Origin of the sequence: Neobacillus sp. PS3-34, from assembly GCF_030915465.1 — a bacterium.
Lineage (GTDB): Bacteria > Bacillota > Bacilli > Bacillales > Cytobacillaceae > Neobacillus_A.
Map to the genome: position 1 here is coordinate 3,038,056 of NZ_CP133267.1, position 22,842 is coordinate 3,060,897.

A 22,842-nucleotide genomic window follows, 5' to 3' on the forward strand; every position below is an offset into this window, starting at 1 on the left:
ATTTATTCGAATTTTAGTAAAATTTTTATTATAGATTAAAAGTTTTAGTTTTGGAAGAAGCGACTTTTAGGAAGAGGGATGAAAATGAAGGAACTGGAACGTTATTCGCGCCAGATACTTTTTAAGCCGATAGGAGAAGATGGACAGAAAAAATTACTGAAAAGCCGTGCGGCAATTGTTGGTATGGGAGCCCTTGGAACCGTTATTGCGAACCACTTGGTCCGTGCCGGTGTTGGTTTTGTACGAATCATTGACCGCGATCTTGTTGAACTTTCTAATTTACAGCGCCAGTCACTTTATACTGAACAGGATGCAAATAGCCATCTGCCAAAAGTGATAGCAGCGGACAGAAGGCTGCGGGAAATCAATTCTTCCATTGAAATAAATGCTGTCATAGCGGATTTAAACCTGGATAACGCCGAGGACTTACTGCGCGATGTGAATATCATCATCGATGGAACAGATAATTTTGCCACCCGTTATTTAATCAATGATGTGGCCGTGAAATACTCCATTCCGTGGATTTACGGGGGAGCAGTCAGTTCGAGAGGGATGTTTGCGGTTATCATTCCGGGTAAAACACCCTGCTATCGCTGCCTTTTTCCAGAGGCGCCCGCTGGGCGCGGGGAAACATGTGATACGATAGGGGTTATATCGCCGATTACAGATATTATCGGCTCGTTTGAAGCTGTTGAAGCCTTAAAAATATTAGTTGGCGCAGAACCAAATCCCAACTTGGAGCAGCTGGATATTTGGGATTATTCCTATTTGCAGATGGATATTTCACAGGGAAGAAATGCTGGCTGCCAATGCTGTGTAAAACGGGACTTTGAGTTTCTGGACAGGTCTTCGAGCCAGCAGACATCGTTTACATCATTATGCGGCCGGAATACGGTCCAAATCAGCCCGAGAAAAGGACTTGAGCTCGATTTTGAAAAGACGGCAGAACGCCTGAAGTCTAATGGAAGAGTGGAGTACAATTCCTTCCTGCTGCGCTTTTTTCCAGATGACCAAATTACCATAGTATTTTTTAAAACGGGACGGGCGCTTATCCATGGAACAAACGATATTGCTACTGCAAAATCGTATTATGCAAGATATATAGGAAGTTAAGAGGACTTTAGTGCCTTAAGAATTGATTGATGCTAATTTTTTCCAATTGATAAATTGGGAGATTGGATGGATTCATCTATTAAACATGCATATGTTTTAATATATTTGTAATATATTTGATATATTCGTAACATCGTTGTTTTCAAATTCGTCTATAACTATGACAAAAAAATTTTACATCAAAGAGGGAATGGACAATGGCAAGTTTTAATCATAACGTGTTTAGAAAGACGATTCTCATCTTTTTTCTCATAGTTATTTTTCTGGCGGGAATGCTTGTAGTAAATCATTTTAATGCAAGGGCGACTGAAAAGGGATTGCCAGACAAACAGTCTGACCAAGAAAGTAATTTGAGCCCCATAAAACCATCAATTGGGTTTACGGATGATATAAATCAGGAAAGAAAACTGATGGCTGAGTACCGAAGAATGGTATTTAAATGGAGCTTTGATGAAGCTGAAGCAGCGAAAAAAGCAGAGGAAGCAAAAAAAGCTGAAGAAAAAGCAAAAAAGGCGGCAGAAGAAGCAAAAAAAACAGCTGCACAGCATGAGAAAAAAACAGAAACGCCTGCCGAACCAGTGAAAAAGCAAGAAACGAAACCAGCTGCGGAGCCGGCAAAAAAAGAAAATCAAACAGCACACAAACCACCTGCACCTGCTAGCAGTAAGAATCCTAAAAGAACGGTTTATTTAACATTTGATGATGGTCCTGAAAAGTTTTCAGGCGATATTATATCGTTGTTGGATCACTATGGCGCCAAAGCAACCTTTTTTATGCTTGAGGGTAATATGAAAAAGTATCCCAATGCGGTAAAACTGATGGTAAGCGATGGCCAAAGTGTAGGGCTGCATGGTGTGAGCCATGATAAAAAGAAGTTTTATGCCTCTGCTCAATCCGTGGTAGGCGAAATGGATGAGGACCGAATTACGCTGAACAAAATTGCCGGGATTGATACGAATTTAATAAGGACTCCCTATGGCAGCTATCCTGGAATGACTCCTGAGTATAAACAGGCAGTCCTCGAAAAAGGGTATAGAATGTGGGATTGGAATATCGATAGCATGGATTGGTATTACAAAGATCAGAGATATGTGGATAGTGTCATAGCCCAGCTTGCCAAAAAATCAAATGAAAAGGGCCCAATAGTCATCATATTGCATGAGCGGAAGGAAACGCTACTATACCTTCCAAAACTATTAGACTACTTATCCAGTCAAAACTATGAAATGAAACCATTGAACAGCGCCATGAAACCAGTTCAATTTAAGGGAAAATAAAGTGTATGGCACCTCGTTATGATGAGGTGCTTGTTTTTTCAGCAGAAGTTACCGTATGTAACGTTTGATTTTGCGGAAAAAGGGAACTTTTTATAAGAAGGCATCTTTAAAACTCTAGGAGGTAAGGAAATGGATAGAAAGAAAATGATGATGACAACCGTTGCTCTCGGAACTGCATTTTTACTTCGGAATAAGGATTCCCGAAATAAACTGATGGGCCAGCTTCAATCCCTTTCCTGGCGAAAGAGAAAAAGAAGTAAGGATGCAAGAAACCCCTGACATTCCAGGGGTTTCAGACTGTAGACAAACTCATTCGAGTTACCTGCAGTCTTTTTTTAAAATGTAATTAAGTAAAAGTAAAAGACTCGTCGATTTGCGCTGCGGGTGGACGCTTTCCGCGGGGCGGGCGGTGAGCCTCCCGGAAAGCAAGCACCTGGAGCGCAAATCACACCTTCCAAATGAATTTTTTCTAAAAATCAAAGGCAGCTAGAGCTATCTCGCTGCCTTTGTCGACAATTTTTTTTATATTAGCTAATAAGAAACTTTCGCAAGTGTATAATTTCATATCACGGTTAGAGGGCAACTACGGCTCTGCTCTCACTTTAAGGCTCGGCAATCGCCGAGTTTTCTTTAGGACTTGGAAGGCAATTAATGCTAAAATATTTCTTAATTATAATCCCCAAACTGTTTCCGAAAGAAATTTCGGGGAAATATAATTTAGATGAAAGAAATACATACACATTTCTATGTTCTAAAAAGAGGAGTGAAGAAATGAATATACAGCAGAAGATCATGAAGGATTTAAACGTAAATCCTGATATCAATCCTAAAGAAGAGGTTAGAAAGCGGATTGATTTTTTAAAAAGTTATCTGACGTCTTCGAAAGCGAAAGGATTTGTTCTCGGCATTAGCGGCGGACAAGATTCTACGCTTGCGGGCAGGCTTACACAGCTTGCAGTTGAAGAACTGAGGAATGAAGGCAGGGAAGCACTGTTTATTGCCGTCCGTCTTCCTTATGGTGTCCAGCAGGACGAGGATGATGCCAAGCGGGCCATGGACTTTATTAAAGCGGATCGGGAATATATTTTTAATATTAAGGAAGCTGTTGATGATGTTCAAACGGAGTTCGACCGGATGTCCGAACAGCTGCCATTGAGTGATTTCCAAAAAGGGAATGTGAAAGCAAGGATGAGAATGATTGCCCAATATGCGGTCGGCGGAATGGAAGGACTGCTTATTATCGGTACAGACCATGCTGCTGAAGCTGTTACAGGCTTTTTTACGAAATATGGAGACGGAGGAGCCGACGTACTTCCTTTGAGCGGATTGTCAAAGCGACAGGGCAGAGCATTGTTAAAGGAGCTAGGTGCAGAAGAGCGCCTGTATCTAAAAGTGCCAACGGCTGATTTACTTGATAAAAAGCCTGGCCAGGCTGACGAAACAGAACTGGGTATTTCCTATGATGAATTGGATGATTTTCTTGAAGGAAAAACAGTTTCAGAAGAAGTAGCTTCTAAAATCGAGCAGCGCTATCTGGTTACTGAACATAAGCGGAATTTGCCTGCAACCATGTTTGACGACTGGTGGAAATAATTAAGAAGAGGCAGGGAGGTTCCTGCCTCTTCTTTCTATCTTGTACGATAGCAGCCTTGTATAGGACGGAAGTCGAATACCTAAAATGATAAAAGTAAGTCAATGTAAACGGTTATTTTTTTAACAATTCGAAAAACAGACACATTTTTTAGTTCTTTTTACCTATACTAAAAGCAGAAGTTAGTAAGCAAGGAGAATACCAGGGACGTAGTCCATGATTTTCCAGTACATTGGTACTACTAGGATTAGAGGGATTTTTGTGTGAGTAACTTCAGAATTATTTAATAATTTATATAATAAACTGTGTCATATATAGTCAAAAAAGCTCATGTTTTGTAACACTACTGTAATATAGTTTAAATAAAGCTGTAAATTAATTACCCCGTTTTGTATGCGATACTATTACTAGATTAAGAGAGAGACAAATCGCAAAAAATGAAATTGGGGGACAACATGAGAAAAATACTTATGACAGCTATTGTAGCTACGACTCTTTTCATCAGTGGATTTGCCGGTGCGGGTGTTAAAAATGCAGAAGCTGCTTCGATCGGTGCAAGCGCTTCAAATGTGGCAAAAAAACATATTGGGGTACCATATAAGTGGGGCGGAATCACACCACGCGGATTTGATTGCTCAGGTTTAGTAGGTTATTCCTTCAAAAAAGTAGGAAAAATAGTTCCGCGTACTTCATCTCAATTGTTCAGAACAGGCAGATTCGTTTCAAAAAGAAACCTTCAAAAAGGTGACTTGGTATTCTTTGCTACATATAAAGCAGGAGCAAGCCATGTAGGGATTTACCTTGGCTACAATAAATTTATCCATGCAGCATCAAAAGGTGTAAGAATTGATACTTTAAGCAATCCATATTGGAGCAAAGTATTTTATGGTTCAAAGAGAATTTAACCTCCCCACGGGAGGTTTTTTGTTTTTTAGGGGTTCATTATTCCTTCTTTACCCACTGGATTGAAAGGGTAAACCTCAAAAAGTAAAAAATAGTAAATGAATTTTTGCGAATAGCTTGGAGAGCTTTAACACTTCTTGCTCTAATTGAAAATTGATTTTTACAAATGACAAGGCTCCTTCTGCTGCAAAAGGGAGTCTTTTTTGACTAAATTTCGAACATTATTATTTTAACACTCTACCACTTTATCACGATAAATTTTTCCATTGACTTTATACCTGTATGGGATTATTCTATTTACAGGATTTAAAATGCTTTATTTTGGTAGAGAGAGAAAGTGTTTTTAGGAGGAGAAAGACTATATGGGAAAGTCAAATAAATTAGGTTTATGGATATTGACGGCATTAGTCGTAGGAAATATGGTTGGATCAGGAATCTTTATGCTTCCTCGTTCATTATCTGAAGCAGCAAGCCCAGCAGGCGTGCTGATGGCATGGCTATTTACTGGAGTAGGTGTCTTAATGACGGCACTTGTCTTCGGAAACCTAGCGATTCGCAAGCCAAAGTTAAACGGGGGACCACAGATTTATGCGAAAGAACTTTTTAAACCAGGTTCACAGGCATCAATATTATCAGGATTTATGTCTTCTTGGGGCTACTGGATCGGTAACCTTGCAGGAAATGTGGCTATTATCACGACATTTGCAGGTTATTTATCAACGTTTTTCCCGATTTTAACAAGCAACGCTAAATGGTTTACGATAGGAAGTTTCACTTTAAAGGTTGGGAACGGACTTACATTTATCGTGTGTACGTTTCTTCTATGGGGAACTCACTTTATCATCCTTCGTGGTATGGAAGGTGCAGGAAAATTAAACTTTGCAGCGACTGCAGCTAAAGTTGTTGGATTTTTCATCTTCATCATTATCGGTTTATTTGCTTTTGAAAAAAGCAATATGCTGCCGATGCTTGCAACCAGAAAGGATGAAGCTGGACACGTGCTTGGCTTGATGTCACAGGTGAACGGTGCGGCAGTTTCCACGCTTTGGGCATTCATAGGGGTAGAATCAGCTGTTGTATTTGCCTCACGTGCCCGTAAACAGATAGATGTAAAACGCGCGACAATCCTTGGATTGATGATTGCACTTGTTATTTATGTTGGTATCAGTACACTTGTGATGGGTATGTTAAACCAGGATACACTTATCCACTCTGACAAGCCATTAATTGACGCTATTCAAACTGTTCTTGGCCCTATCGGAGGAAAACTGTTAGCTGGAATCGGTTTAATCAGTTTATTTGGTTCCACAATTGGCTGGGTTATGCTTAGTGCAGAGGTACCTTTCCAGGCTGCCAAGCAAGGATTATTCCTTCCTGCTTTCTTAAAAGAAAACGAAAAGGGACTTCCGAAATTCTCTTTAATCGTAACCAACGTTTTAGGCCAGCTTTTCATTTTCTCAACTGTTTCAAATTCAATTTCTCAGGCGTTTGACTTCGTTATCACAATCGCAACCCTTTCTTACCTTGTACCATATTTCATTTCATCAGTTTACCAGGTGAAATTGGTTATTACAGGTGAAACATACAAAGGTGATCGAAACCGCATTGTAGACGGAATCATTGGTGTTCTATCAACAATTTACTCCGTTTGGGTCATCGTTGCCGGTACAGCCGATATCAAAACGTTTACTTTCGGAATGGTCTTGTTAGCGAGCGGTATCCTCTTCTATGGACCAATGCTGAAAAAGCGTAAAGAGACCAAACAAAAAGAACCAGTATCTGCATAACTAAACGTAAAAACCTGCCTTGGATCATTGATCCTGGCAGGTTTTTTTTGCTAATAAGGATCCCCTCTCACAACATAATCTGAAAAACCGTCCCCATATCAGGCTCGCTCTCAACTGTAATCGTTCCGCCGTGGGCTTCGACCAATTGTTTGACGATGGATAAACCCAAGCCTGAGCCGCCAAGGGATCGTGCGCGGGACTTATCAACGCGGTAAAAGCGTTCGAATATTCTAGGGAGGTCCTCAGCAGGAATGCCCCTCCCCTGATCCCGAACAGTAATGATGATCTGTCCTGACTTTTCGCCTGCCTCCAGTGTCACTTTTGTATATGGTTCGGAATATTTACGGGCGTTGTCGAGCAGGTTGACAATGACCTGTTCAAATCTAGTCGGGTCAATAAGCGCCTGAAGCTGAGTTGGGCATTCAAAATTCAGTTCCATATCATTCTCCCGGAAAGCGGGAATCATTTTTTCATAAATGGACAACAAAAATGGCTGTAAATCTACCATATCTTTTTCAATCGAAAAAATGTTTTCGTCCATTTTGGCTAAATTGAATAATTCTTTAACCAGCTTTGTCATCTTGTCGGATTCTTCATGGATGATTCCGAGGTATTGTTCGCGGTCAGCCTGTTTCGTTTCCGGCCGGCGGGCAATATCAGCATACCCTTTTATATAGGTAAGAGGAGTCCGCAATTCATGTGATATACTTGCCAGAAATTCATTTCTTTCATTCTTCAATACTTCTAAATCGCGTGCTAAAATTGCGATCGATTCTCCCAGTACCCCCATTTCATCCTTGCCCAGTTTCGGGAGGGAAACAGAAAAATCTCCTTTGCTCATTCTTTTCGTTGCCTCGCTCATTTTTATCAGCGGGTGTGTCACAAACCTTGTCAGGAAAACAATCATAATAAACATGAAAATTAACGACAGAATTCCTGCGAGCAGGAAGTGGCGGTTCAAGCCGGAAATCAATTCTTTTATCTTCTGTGTGTTCTGAAACATATAAACATACCCATAATCGGTACCCTTCATTTTTACAGGGCTGACCGAGGCAATGTAAGGTTCATTTTTCCAGTCATCCTCTAAAATCATTCCTTCATGAGGGATATCCTTAGGGGTGGACTTAATGATCCGTTTCATTTCTGGTGTAACGGTGTTAGAGGACATATTAATGGTTCCGTTAAGGTTGGTCAGGATCACCTGCGTGTCCGTCCTCGATTCCATTAATGCAATATGCCTGATCGTCTCATCATGGTAGGAGGCCTCGAGTATCTCGCGGTGATTATTTCCGCGTGTCTGAAGGGCCGACAGTTCATCATGGACCCGTGAATGGATGATATTATCGTGCAAAAAGAACATCGAGATGGCTTCCAGTATTAAAACAGAAAGGAAGAAAAACAGTCCGATTTTAAAAGATATTTTGTTCATTTCAACGACCTCCCTTTTATCAGGATACAATACTTTGCATTGCGTCCGATCCTGAATTTGTAGCAATTTTTCAAAAAAAATAGGATGCCTCCATGTCCGGGGCATCCTATGTATAGATAAGGGAGGTTTTTCAAATAAACGTTAATTCCTAATCACAATTACATCTTATCGGGAAAAATTGAAGATGTTATGAAGAAGTTGTGGGGAATTTGTGAAGTTGAATTAAGTTGAAATTCAAAGTGATATGATGGGGAGGAAGAGGGAGTGTGAGGCACAATGAAGATTTTAATCGTCGATGATGAAAAGAGAATAATAGAAGTCCTCGAGGCCTATCTCGAAAGGGAAGGGTATGAAATCCATTCTGCTGACAATGGCATTGACGCTTTGAAAAAGGCAAAATCCCTGAGTCCAGATTTAATCATTCTGGATCTGATGCTGCCCGATATTTCAGGTGAAGAGGTATGCCGGCTGGTCAGGAAGGGGTCAGATGTGCCCATTTTAATGTTGACAGCAAAATCATCTGAAGATGACCGGATCAATGGGATCGTCATGGGAGCGGATGATTATGTTTCAAAGCCCTTTAGCCCGCGGGAAGTAGTTGTCCGGGTACAGGCGATTCTAAGGCGTGTAAAGAAAGCCGATAAAAGTGAATCTCTTGCTTTTAACAAAGGAAGGCTCATTATAGATTTAATAAAAAAAGAAGTGGCGGCTAGCAGGGAGCTAATCAGCCTTACACCGAATGAATATAAGCTGCTAACAAATATGGCCTTGAATCCGGGCAGGGTGTACAGCCGGCTGGATCTGCTTGAAAAAATCCAGGATGAAGGCATATTTTATGACGGATATGAACGGAGTATCGATACCCATATTAAAAATCTACGCAAAAAAATTGAATGGGATCCGAGGCAGCCGGTATTTATCCTGACTGTTTTTGGAATGGGCTATAAGTTTGGAGGGTTACGGGATGCTGCAAACACTGCGGGCTAAAATCCTGTTTTACTTTCTGCTCGTCTCGATGATAGGGATACTATTTGTCAGTTTTTTTATCCAGTGGGGCTTTGAAGAAAGCTTTAAAAGCTATTTAGATAGGAATAGAGAGAAGAAGATTGACAGGGTCATTGTCGCCATCGAAAAGGATTTTGAAAAAAATGGACGCTTTACAAGCGATCCGATTATTGGGCTGCATGAGTTCGCACTGACAGACCAGATTTATTTTCAGCTGTATGACAGGTTCGGCCAGCTGCAGATGGATTCCTCCAGCATCCGCGGCATGATGAATGGCCTCGGCCTGACAGAGCCTGTGCAAAATAAGGATGAATGGCATACTAAAACCTATCGGCTTAACGTCGACCAAACAAGGATTGGCAAGCTTGTCGCCATCTATCCGGAAGGCCTGATCGATGATGAATATACCTTTTTGCAAACCATACAGCTCTATATTTATGTGGCCGTCTGCCTGACGATTATTTTAGCCGTATTATTCAGTATGGTATTTTCAAAGAAATTGACCTCAGGATTGAAAAGGCTTTCCTATGCCGCACATGAGCTTCAGCTGCATAATTTAGGCATCCGCATTCCTTTAAAGGGTCTCCCGGATGAAGTAAAACAGCTGGCTATTTCCTTTAATAATCTGGCTGAGTCGCTTTCAAAGGAGGAAATGCTGAGGAAGCAATTTACGGGGGACCTGGCACATGAGCTTCGTACCCCGCTGGCGACATTAAGAAGCCAAATTGAAGCCTTCCAGGACGGAATATGGGAGCCGACACCCCAGCGTTTGAAGCAGAGCCATGACGAACTCATGCGCCTAGTGCGTCTCGTGAATGAGCTGGAAAAGCTGCTGGCAGCTGAAAACCCGCAAATTAAGCTGGAAAAAACAGAAATGGAGGCAGGCTCTATCCTGGCTGATGTATGGGAGATGTTCCTGCCGATTTTTAACCAGAGGGGAATCAGGCTGCATTTTGAGGAGCCGGACCAGGAAGGGTGGTTCAGGGCGGATAAGGACAGGCTGATCCAAATTTTATCGAATATCCTCAATAACGCTTTGAAGTACACGACTGAAGGGAAAACTGTATGTCTATCGGTACGGACGGATGAGGAAGATTATGTCGGATTTCAAATAAAGGATGAGGGTGCCGGCATGGACGATGAAGATATACCGCATATTTTCGAGCGCTTTTACCGCGGCGATAAGTCTCGTGATCGAAAAACAGGCGGAATCGGCATTGGCCTGTCCATCGTGAAGGCATTGATGGACGCGCACAAAGGAAAAATCCAGGTGAAAAGCAAGCTGAAGAAAGGGACAACGGTCACCCTCTGGTTCCCGAAAGAGGAGTAAGGCAGGGCGGGATCCCAAGCTCTACACCGACTTTGTATCCGTTTCAGTCTCATAATGAAAAGTCTTTGAAGGCAGATAGATGGCCGATAGTAAAATAACGGAAGTAACAGCCGAGGCAGCCGCAAATAGCAGGCAAACCCTCTGCAATGAAAATAATTCTGCCCAAAATCCTAATAGCAGGGTAAGGAGAATTTGGACCATTCCTTGAAATAAATTGGTTGTACTGCTAAATCTCCCCATGAGGTCTACAGGGACATTATTTTGAAAGAAGGTTGCATAGCCTGAATTAGCAAAGGATGAAAAGAAACCAAAAATGATAAATCCGATTGCGCCGATTAAGAAATTTTCCGATGAATAAAAAACAATATAACCTATTCCAGTAAGCAGCATTCCCATCCCGATATACATTTTTAATGAAAATACATTCGAAAGCAAGGTTGCTGCCATGGAACCTGCTAAATACCCTGCCCCTGTAATGCTGACAAGCAAGCCATAATCCCTATCTGATAATTGAATTACCTGTTTAATAAAGGTGGCTTCCTGGGAATCGAGGGCAAAGCCTAATAATGTCGCCACCTGAAAAAGACAATAAATAAGCATAAAATAACCGGCGGTTTTCCCGAAGTTAATGACAATACCCCAGTCATTGAGTATGGTTCGAACTCTGATAATTTCTTTTCTTTTACCCAGTGTTTCATCCACATCAGGAAGAAAATAGGTTGCAATGGCACAAAGGAAAAAAGAGATTGCATTGATGAATATACTTACGTTTAAGCTCGTGTACATGATAAGGATTCCTGAAATGCTGGGGCTATTAAAAAGGCTCCAGATGTTGCAAAGCTGAACATAGAGTTGAATCCTTTTCTTTTTTCTGTGGGGACTAATTTAGTAATATACGTGTTGGATGCAGGACCAAAGAAGGCGCCCGCTACATTGATGAGAAACATAAGGAGGTAGACAATCCAAACGGAGGATATGAAAGGGATGACTGCCACTAAAGCACCTCTTATACAGTCAACCGTGATCATTAGCGTCCGCTTATTCACCCGGTCAATTAAGCTCCCTGCCATGTGTTAGTAAATAGCATGGCAAGAGGCCTGATTATGTAGATGCCAGCAACAGCAGCGGCAGATCCGGTAAGTTTTAAAACAAGCAGGTTTATGGCGATCAGGTAAATCCAATTCCCCAGATTGGAGATCCCTATGCCAGATATAAGAAGAAAAGAATTTTTCCAGGCTTTCATTACAGCACCTCTCTTTATTTATCTATTTTTTGAGTGATATGAACTATCCATATTTTAACATAAATAAGATAATCGTAACTACTTAGGTACCAGAAAAAAGAGCCCACACCAAAAGATGGTTTGAGCCTTTAAAGAAGATGTTAATTTTGCAACTAGGACCATAAGGATCCGTTCTTATTTGTTGGGAGATTAGGTTAAACATCAGGCCTGATAAATAGACGGAAAATTTCCGCCTAATCATTAAATTGGATTGAAAACAGGTTAAATAGACGGAGAAATTCCGCTTATTTACTTAAAAACTGTGAAAATGGGGTACTTTTCTTTGCATAACCGGAAAACCTCCGCTTATTTCCCCCGAAATGAACTCCATTCTGCATGTAACCGGAAAACCTCCGCTTATTTTAATTTCCCTGGTTACTCTTGTTACTCCGTTTACTCTGGTTACTGAGAAAGGACAAACCTTCTTATTTCATACCGACTACCTAAGTAGTTACAGATACTCTAATAAAAAAATCGCCCGTTTATTCAGGGCGATTTTATTGAATCTATTATTTTAACAATTCATTGATATTATAAATCTGTCCGTTTATGACGCTATCGCCTAGAATCACGTCTGCCAGGGCATTGCCGACAACAGCGGCGTCTCTTAACAAGCCCTTTTCCTTGTATTCCTGAAAGCGTTCCAGGTCTTTGAACGACGCTTTTGGAGCTGAACGGATGGTTTCCTGCATGCCAGTGTCCATGACTCCTGGGTTAAAGGCAATGATTTGGTTGCCGGTACCTAAGCTTTCCTGCTCTAATGCAGCCGTCCGTGTGAACATGTTCAATCCCGCTTTAGAGCTGCAGTAAACGCTCCAGCTTTCAATCGGACGCTCCCCGGCACCAGATGTCACATTAACGGCCAGGATGGTTGTATCGGAATTCTGTGCTTTTTTGAAAAATATATTGGCAATTAAAATCGGTGCAATTAAATTAACCTGAATGTTCCTTAAGACAGGAATTTGGTCCAGATTTCCCGCAGTTTCAATCGGCTCGACCATCCCTGCGTTGTTGATTATATAGATCTTTTCAGGGTTTTTTTGAAAAAGAGAAAAGGCGATGTCTGAAAAAACCTCCTGTATTTCTTTATCCAAAGACAGGTTACAGGAAAGGTGCTTATAAGGAACGTTTTTCTCTTTTGCAAGCTCGCTAAGACTCTCATTTTCGGTACGTGAAACCGATATGACCGAAATGCCTTCCTCCAGCATTCTTTTGGCAACTGCTTCGCCCAGTCCTCTGGACGCTCCTGTTATAATCGCATATTTCATGCCCTTTTCCTCCATGCTCGTTATGTAAAATGATTGCTGCTATCATTTTATCAATTTGGGAATCTTTGAAGCAATTTTTACTCTTCGCACTGAAAAACAAAATATATTTTCTGGTTTCAAAAATTGTCTCCACTAATATAGTAAAATTTTTTCCATTCATTTAGAAAAGAAGAGGTGGAGAGGTTCGGCCGTTCGAGAACTTTCCGGGTAACACCTTCCTGTTTAATTTCCCCTTCCATCATTACGGCTAATCTTGTGGTCAAATACTGGATTTCGGAAAGGTCGTGGCTGACAAACACAGAAGTCGTACCCGTCTGGACTGTAATTTGCTTAAAGTCTTCCATTAATTTTATTTTCGTCGGAAAATCGAGAGCGGAAAATGGCTCATCAAGGAAAAGGATTTCCGGCTCGACGATCATGGCGCGGGCGAGATTAACCCTTTGAGCTTCTCCTCCAGATAAGAGCTGGGCATTTTTTTTTGAGAGATGAGTAATCTGGAATCGCTCCATCCACATTTCCGTTTTTTCCTTTACTTCCTTTTTCGGATTATTTCTCAGCTTCAATCCAAGGGCGATATTTTGAAAAACAGAGGTATCCAATAATAGCGATTGCTGCATTGCGACAGAGAATTTTCTGCGAGTTTGAAGGGAGATACTGTCCGCTTCCACCTTTTCTCCGCGGTAAAGGATTTGCCCGCTTGAGTGATCTTCAAGAAAGGATAAAAGTTTCAGCAGTGAACTTTTACCCGCTCCGTTTGGCCCATTATTCCTAAAAATTCACCCGAGTGAAGATCGAACTCCGGTATATCCAGGATCGTTTTATTTCCAACCTTGTATAGTACATCTCTTAACTGTATCAGTGGGTTCATCCAGTTCGCTTCCTTTGCTGTAAAAAAGTCAAAGCACCGGTAATTAGAAAAGCGGCCGACATCAGGATAAAAGAAAGGGCGAGCGCGATATCAAAATTGCCTTTGGAAACTTCCATAACAATAGATGTAGTTAGTATCCTCGTGTCTCCCTGAATATTTCCGCCTACCATCATCGCCGCACCCACCTCCGCAATCACCCTGCCAAATCCGACAATCACCGCAGCCAAAATAGCAATTCTCGTTTCTTTTAAAAGGATGAAGAGCATCTGGCCCTTTGTTGCTCCCAAGGCCTTTAATTGAAGCAGAAGTTTTTCGTTGATTTGCTGAAAAGCTGAGCTTGTGAGGCCGATGACAATTGGAAGGGAGACCAGAACCTGTGCCATGATAATCGCTGTTGGAGTGTACAGAAGTGAAAATGGTCCGAGCGGCGGAACGCCATAAAAATAGTGTGATCCATAGTCCTGCTACAACAGGAGGCAGCCCCATGCCAATATTAATGAAGACTAATAGAATTTTTCTTCCCGTAAACCGGGATAGACCAAGAATCATGCCAAGCGGCAGGCCGATCAGCGTACTGATAAGAATGGAGGTAAAGGATACCTTTAATGTGAGCAACGTAATGCTGATAACTTCCTGGTCGGAAGAAAATATCATATTTAGCGCTTGCCTAAGTCCATCGATAATGAGTTCCATAAGTCCTCCGAAGTGATAACGCCGCGCCGCAGATGAACGGAAGCGGCCTATTAATCTATATACCTGTATTATTCAGTATACTTAAAGAATAAGGATTGTCCGTATTCTTTTTTGCCAAAGTTTTCTATCACGTCCTGAGTCTTAGCATTGACCATAAAGTCGACAAACTTCTTCGCGTCCTTGCTGTTCACCTGCTTGTGCTTTTCAGGATTTACCTGCATGACATGATAGATGTTCATTAAGTCATCGCCGCCTTCGACGACAATCTTCATATCGCCGAGGTTCTTTTTCTGGGCAAGATAAGTAGCGCGGTCTGTGAGGACATAGCCTTTTTTCTCGGCAGCTATTTGCAGTGTTGGCCCCATACCTTGTCCTGTAGACACATAGGAAGCTCCACCCGGTGTAATGTTAATCGATTTCCAGAGTGATAGTTCCATCTTGTTGGTGCCGGAATCATCTCCGCGGGAAATGAAAATTGCCTTTGAATCATTTACTTTCTTAAACGCGGCTTTAATGTCTTCGCCTGATACTCTGGCAGGGTTTTCGGAAGGGCCGACTAAGATAAAATCATTGTACATAACGCGCTTTCGGTTGATGGCATCTCCGCTGTCAACAACTGCTTGTTCTGCCTCGGGAGCATGGACGAGCAATGCGTCTGCCTCTCCCTTTGTGCCCATTTCAAGGGCTTGTCCAGTACCAACGGCAATCGTCTTTACCTTCACATTGTTTTCTTTTTCAAACATTGGGATCAAAACATCCAGCAAGCCGCTGTCCTGGGTGCTTGTAGTAGTAGCGAGAATCATTTCAGTCGGTGCCGATTTTTTATGGCTTTCTTTTTTCGGTTTTGCTGCTGCTTTATCACTGCCTGAAGTTCCGCAAGCCGATAACATCATTAGCATAAATGCCAATAGAAATGCTGCATAACAGTATTTATTCTTCATTTTTATCCCCCATATCGCTGTTCTGATAGATTATTTTTCCTAGCTCTTTAATATCATAGCCCTCCAGTTCAGTAAGGCTATTTTTAAAATCAGCCGATTGCAGGTAACTCAATAGCTGAAGCAGACTGCTTTTGTTTTCATCCGACCAGCGGAAAACAAGGTCAAATTGTTCATTTGCTACCGGAATAAAATCCAAGTCTAAATGGCTGGCTGCTGAGCGAATTCCGAAAGCAGCATCGGCACTTCCTTTGCTTATGTACGAAGCGGTGGAGAGATGATTCCATTCCTCCGTTTCATATCCTTTAATGGCTTCAGGGCTGATTTGCAGATTCATCAGCTTGGAATCGAGTAGGAACCGTGTACCTGATCCCTTTTGGCGATTAACAAATTGGACATCCTTTCGGGTAAGATCTTCAAACTCCCGGATTTCCTTAGGATTGCCTTTGGCAACAATGAAGCCCTGTTCCCGGGATGCAAATCTTAAAACAGTTATTTTTTCATAGACAAAAAGCTGTTTAATAAACGGGAGATTGTACTCCTGTGACGACGGGTCCAAAAGGTGGATGGCGGCGATCTCACTTTGCCCTCTGTACAGCATCATCAATCCTTCGAGGCTGCCTATGTATGTAGGAAGGATTTGCAGCGGAAGTGATGCGGATACCTGTTTTATAAAGTGCTCAACGAGGAAATCATGGCTCCCGGCAAGGCGTATAGGTTCTGCAGTAAAAGCAGCTTCGGATGGCTGTTCACCTACAGTTTTTCTAGAAGGCGCTTTCATGTTTTCTTTGAATCTCTCAATTTCAAGCTGTTCAATTCTCATCTTATTTCCGATCTTAAATGCCTGTAATTCTCCTCTCTTTATCAATTCATACACTGTATGCTTAGATATTTGGAAAATCTGGGCAACCTCGTCTGGAGTATATGCTTTGTTCTCCATATGGCGGATTCCTTTTAATTTACAATTCAAATGATAGAGCAGGATTGTTTTCTGTGAGAAACGTTACTTATTATTAAGTTTTGTTAGGTTTTATTCATTTCTGTGCCATTTTGTTTAAATATAATGTAAATTCAACACTTGAACAAGACCGTTTTTTGGCTTATCAGAATTATTCCATAAATTCTGAACGCACGACGGACAGGATGTCCTAGTCAGGCGAGTGCCACAGGACGTGGCATCCACGAGCGTGATAAGTGCAACTACGGATCTGCTCTCGCTTTAAGGCTCGGCAATCGCCGAGTTTTCTTTAAATAGTGGGAAAATGTTTCGGTAACATGATACCATGGGGCGCTTATAAAGGGATTTTCACATATTGTTCAAAAACGTCACTGATTGTTCAACGGTAAACATTCCTTTTTTATGTACTATTATGGTAGAAGAAAAATCGCGTGCAAGGGAAGGGATACTGTATGGCAAAGCTGCTCTATATTACAGCAAATCCAAAAAGTGATGTGAAGTTATCCAAGGGAATGCAAATTGGCGAGGCTTTTCTGGAGGAATTCAAAAAAGAACAGCCTGATATAGAAATTGAGAAAATGCATTTGTATGAAATGGAAATTCCTGAAATCGATATGGATTTATTATACGGCAGGGCAAAGCTGTCATTCATGGGCTATACCTTTGAACAGCTTACAGTGGAGGAGCAGACAAAGCTAAAGAAAATGCATGCACTTGCGGACCGTTTTATCGATGCTGACTATTACGTTTTCGTAACGCCTTTATGGAACCTGGGTTCTCCTTCTATTTTGAAGGCCTTTCTAGATAACCTGTTTATTGTCAACAAAACTTTTGTGAACAAGGAGCATGGTCCTGAAGGGCTTCTGACGAACCGAAAGGCAATCCATATCCAAACACGCGGGGGGATTTATTCAACCGGGCCGATGGTCGATTTTGAATTTGGAGATCGTTTTTTAAGAAAAGCACTTGGCTTTCTTGGGCTTGAAATGATGGATACCGTTGTGGCAGAAGGGATGGACCACTTCCCTAAGCAAGCGGCGGAAATTGTGGCCGCTGCCAAGGGAAAAGCCGCTGCAGCAGCGAGGGAAATGGCAAGAGCCAAAATGGAAGTGCAATAAAAGTAATAAAAAAACGAGTCCTGTCTACTTTAGCAGGCCTCGTTTTTTAGCTAATTAGAATTTACCTGTAAACTGAAAATAAAGTACTACTAAACCAAGCGCCCATACATAGAAAGCAAATGGTTTTAAGGAATGATTTTTTAAATAGCTAATCATCCATTTGACGGCAATATAGCCAAAAATACCAGATGCGACGATTCCGACCATTAAGGCCGATAACGAGATTTCCTCACCTTTTCCTTCGAGCAGGTCGAAGGACTGGAGGACGACGGCACCAGCAATGGCTGGCGTGGATAATAAGAAGGAGAAATATGCTGCTGTTTCACGGTCGAGCTTTCTCCACAGAGCGGCGACAATTGTCATTCCGGAACGTGAAATGGCGGGGAAAATAGCTGCTGCCTGGAACGTCCCGATAATAAACGCATCTTGATAGCTTATATCCTCCATCTTCTTATGGCCGTTTTTAATCGAATCGGCAAGCCATAAGAACACCCCTGTTATTAGGAATTCCCACCCAATTGTCACGCCGGTTTTCGATATTTCTTCAAAATAATCCTTGAAACCCAGGCCTATCACTACAGCAGGAATCGTGCCGATTATGAGCAGGAAGGTTAGTTTACTGAATGGCTTTTTCAGTATTTTCATAAATTCTTCCCGGTAAAAAATAAATACGGCCACAAGCGTTCCAAGGTGAAGCATGGTATCGAGCATCAAGCCCGCTTCCTGCAGGTTAAACAAATTTCTGCCCAAATACAGACTGGCCTGTACTGCTAATCGGCAAGAATTCGGTCAATCCCTGGATTATACCCAGAATGAGAGCTTCCAATTTTGTCAGCATTAAAAAACCTCACTTAATAAAAATTATCCATCCAGAAGTTTCCTTTGGAAGGTGCCTGTCTCCATATTCTATTTGTTATAACGGCAAAAAATGAAAAATGATGCAAGATAATCGTAATTTTTTGAAAAAAACCATAAAATAAAAGAAGATTGGTTTGGGGAGGAGACAGAATTTGAATAACCGCTATTTGTATTTCAATACATCCATCGGAGTGAAAAAACCTGAAAATATCCGAAATAAGCAGCAGGCATGCCCATTTTGTGACAAAGAGAATCTGACAGACATCCTGGCAGAAGAGGGCTCGATTATCCTGTTGAAAAATAAGTACCCTGTCCTGGAAAATGCATTTCAGACGGTTTTAATTGAAACTGATGACTGCAACGGGGAAATCTCAAGGTATAAGCCTGCGTATTTACATAGACTTTTAAGATTCGGGCTTAAGCATTGGCTGGAGATGGAGGAGAGCGGTCGATTCAAATCCGTCATTTTTTTTAAAAACCATGGCCCGTTATCCGGAGGTACGATTGCGCACCCGCATATGCAAATTGTCGGTCTGAATGACATTGACTGTAAAGAGAATACTAGTGAAGAAAGCTTCCAAGGGATCATACTGAAAGAAGAAGGCGGAGCCTCGTTTACGTTATCTACCCAGCCGAAAATTGGCTTTTATGAGTTGAATGTTCAAATGACTGACTCTCATTATTCGGAAGAGTTTGGAGTTTATCTGCAAACTGCCGTCCACTATTTATTGAATCATTTTCCTTTTAAATGTGAGAGCTATAACATCTTTTTCCATCATATTAACAGGAGTATTTATGCGAAAATTATTCCGCGGTTCGTAACCACACCTATTTATATCGGATACAGTATCCCTCAGATTCCGAATAATCTCGAATGGATGGGCGAACAAATAAGAAGTATTTATTTTCAAAACCTTCTTGAGGATGAAGTTTCCGGCTAAATATGAAAAATTGTAAAAAAATCCATTCTGTTTTAGAAGTTGTGATTTGCTCATATTAAAAATATAATGGGATATTGTACAGGTTCCTTTTTTCTGTTCTTAAATAAAGGAGATATTGAACATGACTTCCAATAAAAATACAACTTCCAAACTTGATTATAATCTTGTTTTTATCGTGTTCCTGTTGTTTTTAGCCAGCTGCATCTCGATTTATAGCGCACAATCAACAGGTCAGTATAAAGAAAACTTCCTCCTAAAACAAATTGTCTGGTACGCTGTGGGAGGCGGAATTATAGCGGGGGTAATCACTCTCGATTCTGATCAGCTTAAAAAACTGACATGGTATGCATATGGTTTTGGTTTGTTCTTGTTAGTTTTATTAATTATTGCTCCTCCAAGCATTGCCCCTGTCATAAATGGAGCGAAAAACTGGTTTAAAGTTCCTGGGATGGGCTCGCTGCAGCCATCAGAATTCGTTAAAGTATTTATTATTTTGGCGATTGCCAAGGTAATTGAAGAGCATCATCAAAAAAATCCGGTAAAAACGCATGGAACCGATTTATGGCTATTAGGTAAGATGGGCATAGTGACAATGGTGCCTCTCATGCTCATTATCAAGCAGGACTTGGGAACGGCTCTTGTTTTTCTGGCCATTCTGATTGGAATGATCTTTATATCAGGAATCTCGTGGAAAATCCTTCTTCCTATTTTTTCATCAGGAATCGTGTTAATTTCAAGCATTTTTTACCTGGTATTATGGAAGCCAGATCTTTTAGATAAGTATTTAGGCGTAAAAACCTATCAATTGGATCGTATTTATTCCTGGATCGATCCTTATAATAATCAAAGTACAACAGGATTTCAGCTTACAAGATCACTGCTTGCTATCGGCTCTGGAGAGACTGGCGGAAAAGGCTATGGCCACCGTGACGTATATTTACCTGAAAGCCATACAGACTTTATTTTCAGTGTAGTGGGAGAACAGTTTGGATTTATAGGTGCGAGTATCCTGATAAGCCTATTTTTTCTTCTGATCTACCATATTACAAAGGTAGGCATGGAAACGAAAAATGATTTTTATACCTATCTTTGTGTGGGTGTTATCAGCATGATTACCTTCCACGTCTTCCAGAATATTGGAATGACCATCGGTCTTTTGCCGATTACCGGTATCCCTCTTCCCTTCATTAGCTATGGGGGAAGCTCGCTGATGGGGAACATGCTGTGCTTGGGGTTGATATTTTCCATCCGGTATCATTATAAAAAATATATGTTCTCTACAACTGCTTAACTAAAAAGGTGATACCATTTTAAGATGGTATCACCTTTTTATTCTATTACTCCCGATTCAGTTATCTTAACCTTAGCCTGGACTTTAATTTTTAATTTTTGATAATCCTCGTTCCACCATTTTTTATAATCGAAATGCCTCGTATGGCTTTTTACAAAGTGGCCATATCCGACTGGATCAATACGCTCATTCTGAAATCTCTTTGAAAGCTTAAGGCATTCCTTTTCAATTTCCTTTTGCATCGTTTTTTCTATATTGGCCAATTCTGATGATGTGGTATTCTTACCAGAGAATTCATTAAGTACCGCTTTAATTTTTATCTTCACAAGAACTTCATTAGGATTTCTGCGGACCAGCTTCATTGAATTTTTGGAATGAATGCTTTGAATCGCCGCAATTTCTTTTCCAATATTTACTTTAAGCGTTCCTTCACTGTATTTATCGACAAGCAGTTTGAAATAAAACATTCTGCCGGCGGGAAGTGTGTCGACCACTTTGTCGCGTTGGAAGAAGCTGAGTCCGCTGATTTCAATCTGATTTTTTCCTATTTTTGTCAATTCGGGAAGATATCCGGTTTTTCCTGTTTGGTAAAAATCAAATAAAAAAAGCTGAAGATTTGTTTTAGGAAGATCTTTGGTTTTCATATTATGGCGGATCAGATTTGAAATATAAATGCCATTCCCTCGGTTCCCATAATCGCCTTCTATTAAATCCTTTGCTTCACCTTTTGTGACGGCGAAGTACAAAGATGATCCAATGCTGGCATCTCTCTGTAAAGAATCAATCAAACCTTGAAGTCCTTTTTTCGCCAATTTTTCTCCAAACAGAACAACTTCAAGGCTGCCCGTTACGATGGGGTCTGGGGTTTGCCGCTGAATATCTCTTAAAAAATCGCGGCTTAACAAAGAAGTGGCCGAAAAGGTTTTGTTTTTTACTGCCTTATCCGGCATATAGACAGGGACCAGTGCGGTACCACGAATTCTCTTTCCCCCAATGTAATCATAGGCAGCGCCGGTTTCAAGATTAACATCATCCAATATTTCCTTTTGTACGCATCCTGTAAGAATGGTGGATATTATAAAAAGATAGAGGACAACTTTCCTCATTTTTTCTTCACCTTCTTCATGATAAGCATCACAAAAAAGAGCAAGGGGATGTAGCCATAATTAACGAAAAAAGCAATCTTGCCAACATAATCAATCAGGGTATTGATTTGAGTCCTTGTCTGAAAAAAATTAATCGTGATCAAACAGATTAGAGAAAGTATCAATAATCCATTTTTTTGCTTAATTTTTGTTACTCTTTTTAAAATTCTGCTGGCACACCACAGGACAATACAAATATTAGGAAGGATGATTAAATTCCAATTGGCAATCCCGATGTATTCAAACCTTTCTACAAAGGGCATTTGGACAATCTTCCACATTGTCAGGGTAGCCCAAACATTTTTTTGCAGCTGTCTTTCCGAAAAGTAGGCAAAGGTTGTAACCGCCAGAATCGTATAAAGAAAAGTAGTATAAAGGACGCCCAGATGAGCCCATTTCTTGGACTTTGCAGGATCTTTAATAAACGGATAAAAATAGAGCAGTATTTCATATCCTAAATAAGTGAATGACATATGATAGGAAGCAGAGGCCAGGTCTTTTATCGAATGGTCAAAAATAGGAAGCAGATTTTTGAAATCTGCATAAGGAAAAGTAAAGAAAAAGGTTAAAATTAAATAGGCAGGCAAAGTGACACCAAAGAATGCCACTCCTGTCACGGTTCTAAAACCGCCAAAGATAATATAAATAACAGCACCAAAAAAAGCCAGAGAAAACCAAAAGGTGCTGAAATCCTGAAACATCCATACTTGAATGACTTCAATAAATCCCCTTAATATCGAAACGCCAATCAAACACAAGTATAAAACAAATGGAAGGGACAGCAATTTGCCTATCTTTTGCCCGAAAACAAACGAATGGACCGAAACAATGTCCCCGTTTGCAGTTTCGGCAATTTTATACATCATCCAAATGAGGATATGTACGGTTAAACCGGCAAATATGACGGAAATCCAGGCGTCATATCCTGCAGTCATCGCGATGATACGCTGAAAACCGAGAACCCCAATGCCTACCTGCATAGAATGGACTAGGAAAAAAACAAGAAAGGGTGATATTTTTGCTTTTTCAGGTATTGATGTCTCCATA

The 22,842-nt window shown here is 40.9% G+C and carries 24 protein-coding genes and 1 pseudogene; 12 read left to right on the forward strand and 13 right to left on the reverse strand.

The window, feature by feature from the left end; translation table 11 throughout:
* Window positions 1-84 precede the first annotated feature (84 nt).
* From RCG23_RS15590 to RCG23_RS15615, 6 genes are all read left to right on the forward strand, one after another.
* A complete protein-coding gene (locus RCG23_RS15590) occupies window positions 85-1,113 on the forward strand; it encodes a ThiF family adenylyltransferase (RefSeq protein ID WP_308176466.1) in 1,029 nt (342 codons plus the stop codon).
* A 197-nt stretch (window positions 1,114-1,310) separates the two neighbouring features.
* Window positions 1,311-2,390, forward strand: coding sequence for a polysaccharide deacetylase family protein (locus tag RCG23_RS15595; protein WP_308176467.1), 1,080 nt, complete (start codon window positions 1,311-1,313; stop codon window positions 2,388-2,390).
* A 129-nt stretch (window positions 2,391-2,519) separates the two neighbouring features.
* Window positions 2,520-2,669 carry a hypothetical protein gene (locus RCG23_RS15600; protein WP_308176468.1) on the forward strand — a complete coding sequence of 50 codons (150 nt, stop codon included), beginning with the start codon at window positions 2,520-2,522 and terminating at the stop codon, window positions 2,667-2,669.
* 492 nt (window positions 2,670-3,161) lie between these two features.
* On the forward strand, window positions 3,162-3,983 hold the full coding sequence (gene nadE, locus RCG23_RS15605; protein WP_308176469.1) for an NAD(+) synthase: 822 nt from the start codon (window positions 3,162-3,164) through the stop codon (window positions 3,981-3,983).
* A gap of 453 nt (window positions 3,984-4,436) precedes the next feature.
* On the forward strand, window positions 4,437-4,886 hold the full coding sequence (locus RCG23_RS15610; RefSeq protein ID WP_308176470.1) for a C40 family peptidase: 450 nt from the start codon (window positions 4,437-4,439) through the stop codon (window positions 4,884-4,886).
* A 360-nt stretch (window positions 4,887-5,246) separates the two neighbouring features.
* Window positions 5,247-6,671, forward strand: coding sequence for an amino acid permease (locus RCG23_RS15615; RefSeq protein WP_308176471.1), 1,425 nt, complete (start codon window positions 5,247-5,249; stop codon window positions 6,669-6,671).
* A 67-nt stretch (window positions 6,672-6,738) separates the two neighbouring features.
* Here RCG23_RS15615 and RCG23_RS15620 read toward each other — a convergent pair whose 3' ends face one another.
* On the reverse strand, window positions 6,739-8,100 hold the full coding sequence (locus tag RCG23_RS15620) for a HAMP domain-containing sensor histidine kinase (RefSeq protein ID WP_308176472.1): 1,362 nt from the start codon (window positions 8,098-8,100) through the stop codon (window positions 6,739-6,741).
* A gap of 276 nt (window positions 8,101-8,376) precedes the next feature.
* Between RCG23_RS15620 and RCG23_RS15625 the strand changes: the two genes are divergently transcribed.
* Window positions 8,377-9,087, forward strand: a complete 711-nt coding sequence (locus tag RCG23_RS15625) for a response regulator transcription factor (protein WP_308176473.1) — start codon at window positions 8,377-8,379, stop codon at window positions 9,085-9,087.
* Entirely contained in the window at window positions 9,065-10,435 is a 1,371-nt protein-coding gene (locus tag RCG23_RS15630) for a HAMP domain-containing sensor histidine kinase (RefSeq protein ID WP_308176474.1), read from the forward strand. The genes RCG23_RS15625 and RCG23_RS15630 overlap by 23 nt, the downstream gene beginning before the upstream one ends.
* A 21-nt stretch (window positions 10,436-10,456) precedes the next feature.
* On the opposite strand, the gene RCG23_RS15635 is transcribed toward RCG23_RS15630, so the two are convergent.
* The 7 genes from RCG23_RS15635 to RCG23_RS15665 all read right to left on the reverse strand — a co-directional run bounded on the left by RCG23_RS15635 (window position 10,457) and on the right by RCG23_RS15665 (window position 14,236).
* The gene (locus RCG23_RS15635) at window positions 10,457-11,221 is read right to left on the reverse strand and encodes an MFS transporter (protein ID WP_374049761.1); all 765 of its coding nucleotides are present in this window, start codon (window positions 11,219-11,221) and stop codon (window positions 10,457-10,459) included.
* Window positions 11,206-11,505 (reverse strand): MFS transporter, encoded by a 300-nt coding sequence (locus tag RCG23_RS15640; RefSeq protein ID WP_308176475.1) that lies wholly within the window; start codon window positions 11,503-11,505, stop codon window positions 11,206-11,208. The genes RCG23_RS15635 and RCG23_RS15640 overlap by 16 nt, the downstream gene beginning before the upstream one ends.
* On the reverse strand, window positions 11,490-11,678 hold the full coding sequence (locus tag RCG23_RS15645; RefSeq protein WP_308176476.1) for a hypothetical protein: 189 nt from the start codon (window positions 11,676-11,678) through the stop codon (window positions 11,490-11,492). The genes RCG23_RS15640 and RCG23_RS15645 overlap by 16 nt, the downstream gene beginning before the upstream one ends.
* A gap of 548 nt (window positions 11,679-12,226) precedes the next feature.
* A complete protein-coding gene (locus tag RCG23_RS15650; protein ID WP_308176477.1) occupies window positions 12,227-12,985 on the reverse strand; it encodes a (S)-benzoin forming benzil reductase in 759 nt (252 codons plus the stop codon).
* 116 nt (window positions 12,986-13,101) lie between these two features.
* On the reverse strand, window positions 13,102-13,761 hold the full coding sequence (locus RCG23_RS15655) for an ATP-binding cassette domain-containing protein (RefSeq protein ID WP_308180074.1): 660 nt from the start codon (window positions 13,759-13,761) through the stop codon (window positions 13,102-13,104).
* Window positions 13,713-13,853, reverse strand: a complete 141-nt coding sequence (locus tag RCG23_RS15660) for a hypothetical protein (RefSeq protein WP_308176478.1) — start codon at window positions 13,851-13,853, stop codon at window positions 13,713-13,715. The genes RCG23_RS15655 and RCG23_RS15660 overlap by 49 nt, the downstream gene beginning before the upstream one ends.
* Window positions 13,850-14,236, reverse strand: a complete 387-nt coding sequence (locus tag RCG23_RS15665; protein WP_308176479.1) for an ABC transporter permease — start codon at window positions 14,234-14,236, stop codon at window positions 13,850-13,852. Before RCG23_RS15665 ends, RCG23_RS15660 begins: the two co-directional genes overlap by 4 nt.
* 26 nt (window positions 14,237-14,262) lie before the next feature.
* Between RCG23_RS15665 and RCG23_RS15670 the strand changes: the two genes are divergently transcribed.
* Window positions 14,263-14,562 (forward strand): hypothetical protein, encoded by a 300-nt coding sequence (locus RCG23_RS15670; protein ID WP_308176480.1) that lies wholly within the window; start codon window positions 14,263-14,265, stop codon window positions 14,560-14,562.
* Between the two features lie 52 nt (window positions 14,563-14,614).
* On the opposite strand, the gene RCG23_RS15675 is transcribed toward RCG23_RS15670, so the two are convergent.
* Both RCG23_RS15675 and RCG23_RS15680 read right to left on the reverse strand, forming a co-directional pair.
* Window positions 14,615-15,487 (reverse strand): ABC transporter substrate-binding protein, encoded by an 873-nt coding sequence (locus tag RCG23_RS15675; RefSeq protein WP_308176481.1) that lies wholly within the window; start codon window positions 15,485-15,487, stop codon window positions 14,615-14,617.
* The gene (locus RCG23_RS15680) at window positions 15,477-16,454 is read right to left on the reverse strand and encodes a helix-turn-helix transcriptional regulator (protein WP_308176482.1); all 978 of its coding nucleotides are present in this window, start codon (window positions 16,452-16,454) and stop codon (window positions 15,477-15,479) included. Before RCG23_RS15680 ends, RCG23_RS15675 begins: the two co-directional genes overlap by 11 nt.
* 440 nt (window positions 16,455-16,894) lie before the next feature.
* On the opposite strand from RCG23_RS15680, the gene RCG23_RS15685 reads away from it, so the two are divergent.
* Window positions 16,895-17,560: an FMN-dependent NADH-azoreductase gene (locus tag RCG23_RS15685; protein WP_308176483.1), complete on the forward strand. Its 666-nt coding sequence runs from the start codon at window positions 16,895-16,897 to the stop codon at window positions 17,558-17,560.
* A 54-nt stretch (window positions 17,561-17,614) separates the two neighbouring features.
* On the opposite strand, the pseudogene RCG23_RS15690 reads toward RCG23_RS15685, so the two are convergent.
* Window positions 17,615-18,395, reverse strand: a pseudogene (locus RCG23_RS15690) (undecaprenyl-diphosphate phosphatase).
* A gap of 175 nt (window positions 18,396-18,570) precedes the next feature.
* Here RCG23_RS15690 and RCG23_RS15695 point away from each other — a divergent pair.
* Window positions 18,571-19,359, forward strand: a complete 789-nt coding sequence (locus tag RCG23_RS15695; RefSeq protein ID WP_308176484.1) for a DUF4931 domain-containing protein — start codon at window positions 18,571-18,573, stop codon at window positions 19,357-19,359.
* A gap of 121 nt (window positions 19,360-19,480) precedes the next feature.
* Window positions 19,481-20,650 (forward strand): FtsW/RodA/SpoVE family cell cycle protein, encoded by a 1,170-nt coding sequence (locus tag RCG23_RS15700; protein ID WP_308176485.1) that lies wholly within the window; start codon window positions 19,481-19,483, stop codon window positions 20,648-20,650.
* Window positions 20,651-20,688: 38 nt separating this feature from the next.
* Here the strand turns inward: RCG23_RS15700 and RCG23_RS15705 are convergent, their stop codons facing one another.
* Both RCG23_RS15705 and RCG23_RS15710 read right to left on the reverse strand, forming a co-directional pair.
* The gene (locus tag RCG23_RS15705) at window positions 20,689-21,756 is read right to left on the reverse strand and encodes a Ger(x)C family spore germination protein (protein WP_308176486.1); all 1,068 of its coding nucleotides are present in this window, start codon (window positions 21,754-21,756) and stop codon (window positions 20,689-20,691) included.
* The gene (locus RCG23_RS15710) at window positions 21,753-22,841 is read right to left on the reverse strand and encodes a GerAB/ArcD/ProY family transporter (RefSeq protein WP_308176487.1); all 1,089 of its coding nucleotides are present in this window, start codon (window positions 22,839-22,841) and stop codon (window positions 21,753-21,755) included. Before RCG23_RS15710 ends, RCG23_RS15705 begins: the two co-directional genes overlap by 4 nt.
* Window position 22,842: the final 1 nt, after the last annotated feature.

What these genes read in the sequence shown, in the direction of transcription:
- RCG23_RS15590 (WP_308176466.1), top strand. Translation starts at nt 85, where the DNA reads ATGAAGGAACTGGAACGTTATTCGCGCCAGATACTTTTTAAGCCGATA.
- RCG23_RS15595 (WP_308176467.1), top strand. Translation starts at nt 1,311, where the DNA reads ATGGCAAGTTTTAATCATAACGTGTTTAGAAAGACGATTCTCATCTTT.
- RCG23_RS15600 (WP_308176468.1), top strand. Translation starts at nt 2,520, where the DNA reads ATGGATAGAAAGAAAATGATGATGACAACCGTTGCTCTCGGAACTGCA.
- nadE (WP_308176469.1), top strand. Translation starts at nt 3,162, where the DNA reads ATGAATATACAGCAGAAGATCATGAAGGATTTAAACGTAAATCCTGAT.
- RCG23_RS15610 (WP_308176470.1), top strand. Translation starts at nt 4,437, where the DNA reads ATGAGAAAAATACTTATGACAGCTATTGTAGCTACGACTCTTTTCATC.
- RCG23_RS15615 (WP_308176471.1), top strand. Translation starts at nt 5,247, where the DNA reads ATGGGAAAGTCAAATAAATTAGGTTTATGGATATTGACGGCATTAGTC.
- RCG23_RS15620 (WP_308176472.1), bottom strand. Translation starts at nt 8,100, where the DNA reads ATGAACAAAATATCTTTTAAAATCGGACTGTTTTTCTTCCTTTCTGTT.
- RCG23_RS15625 (WP_308176473.1), top strand. Translation starts at nt 8,377, where the DNA reads ATGAAGATTTTAATCGTCGATGATGAAAAGAGAATAATAGAAGTCCTC.
- RCG23_RS15630 (WP_308176474.1), top strand. Translation starts at nt 9,065, where the DNA reads ATGCTGCAAACACTGCGGGCTAAAATCCTGTTTTACTTTCTGCTCGTC.
- RCG23_RS15635 (WP_374049761.1), bottom strand. Translation starts at nt 11,221, where the DNA reads ATGTACACGAGCTTAAACGTAAGTATATTCATCAATGCAATCTCTTTT.
- RCG23_RS15640 (WP_308176475.1), bottom strand. Translation starts at nt 11,505, where the DNA reads ATGGCAGGGAGCTTAATTGACCGGGTGAATAAGCGGACGCTAATGATC.
- RCG23_RS15645 (WP_308176476.1), bottom strand. Translation starts at nt 11,678, where the DNA reads ATGAAAGCCTGGAAAAATTCTTTTCTTCTTATATCTGGCATAGGGATC.
- RCG23_RS15650 (WP_308176477.1), bottom strand. Translation starts at nt 12,985, where the DNA reads ATGAAATATGCGATTATAACAGGAGCGTCCAGAGGACTGGGCGAAGCA.
- RCG23_RS15660 (WP_308176478.1), bottom strand. Translation starts at nt 13,853, where the DNA reads ATGAACCCACTGATACAGTTAAGAGATGTACTATACAAGGTTGGAAAT.
- RCG23_RS15665 (WP_308176479.1), bottom strand. Translation starts at nt 14,236, where the DNA reads ATGGCACAGGTTCTGGTCTCCCTTCCAATTGTCATCGGCCTCACAAGC.
- RCG23_RS15675 (WP_308176481.1), bottom strand. Translation starts at nt 15,487, where the DNA reads ATGAAGAATAAATACTGTTATGCAGCATTTCTATTGGCATTTATGCTA.
- RCG23_RS15685 (WP_308176483.1), top strand. Translation starts at nt 16,895, where the DNA reads ATGGCAAAGCTGCTCTATATTACAGCAAATCCAAAAAGTGATGTGAAG.
- RCG23_RS15700 (WP_308176485.1), top strand. Translation starts at nt 19,481, where the DNA reads ATGACTTCCAATAAAAATACAACTTCCAAACTTGATTATAATCTTGTT.
- RCG23_RS15705 (WP_308176486.1), bottom strand. Translation starts at nt 21,756, where the DNA reads ATGAGGAAAGTTGTCCTCTATCTTTTTATAATATCCACCATTCTTACA.
- RCG23_RS15710 (WP_308176487.1), bottom strand. Translation starts at nt 22,841, where the DNA reads ATGGAGACATCAATACCTGAAAAAGCAAAAATATCACCCTTTCTTGTT.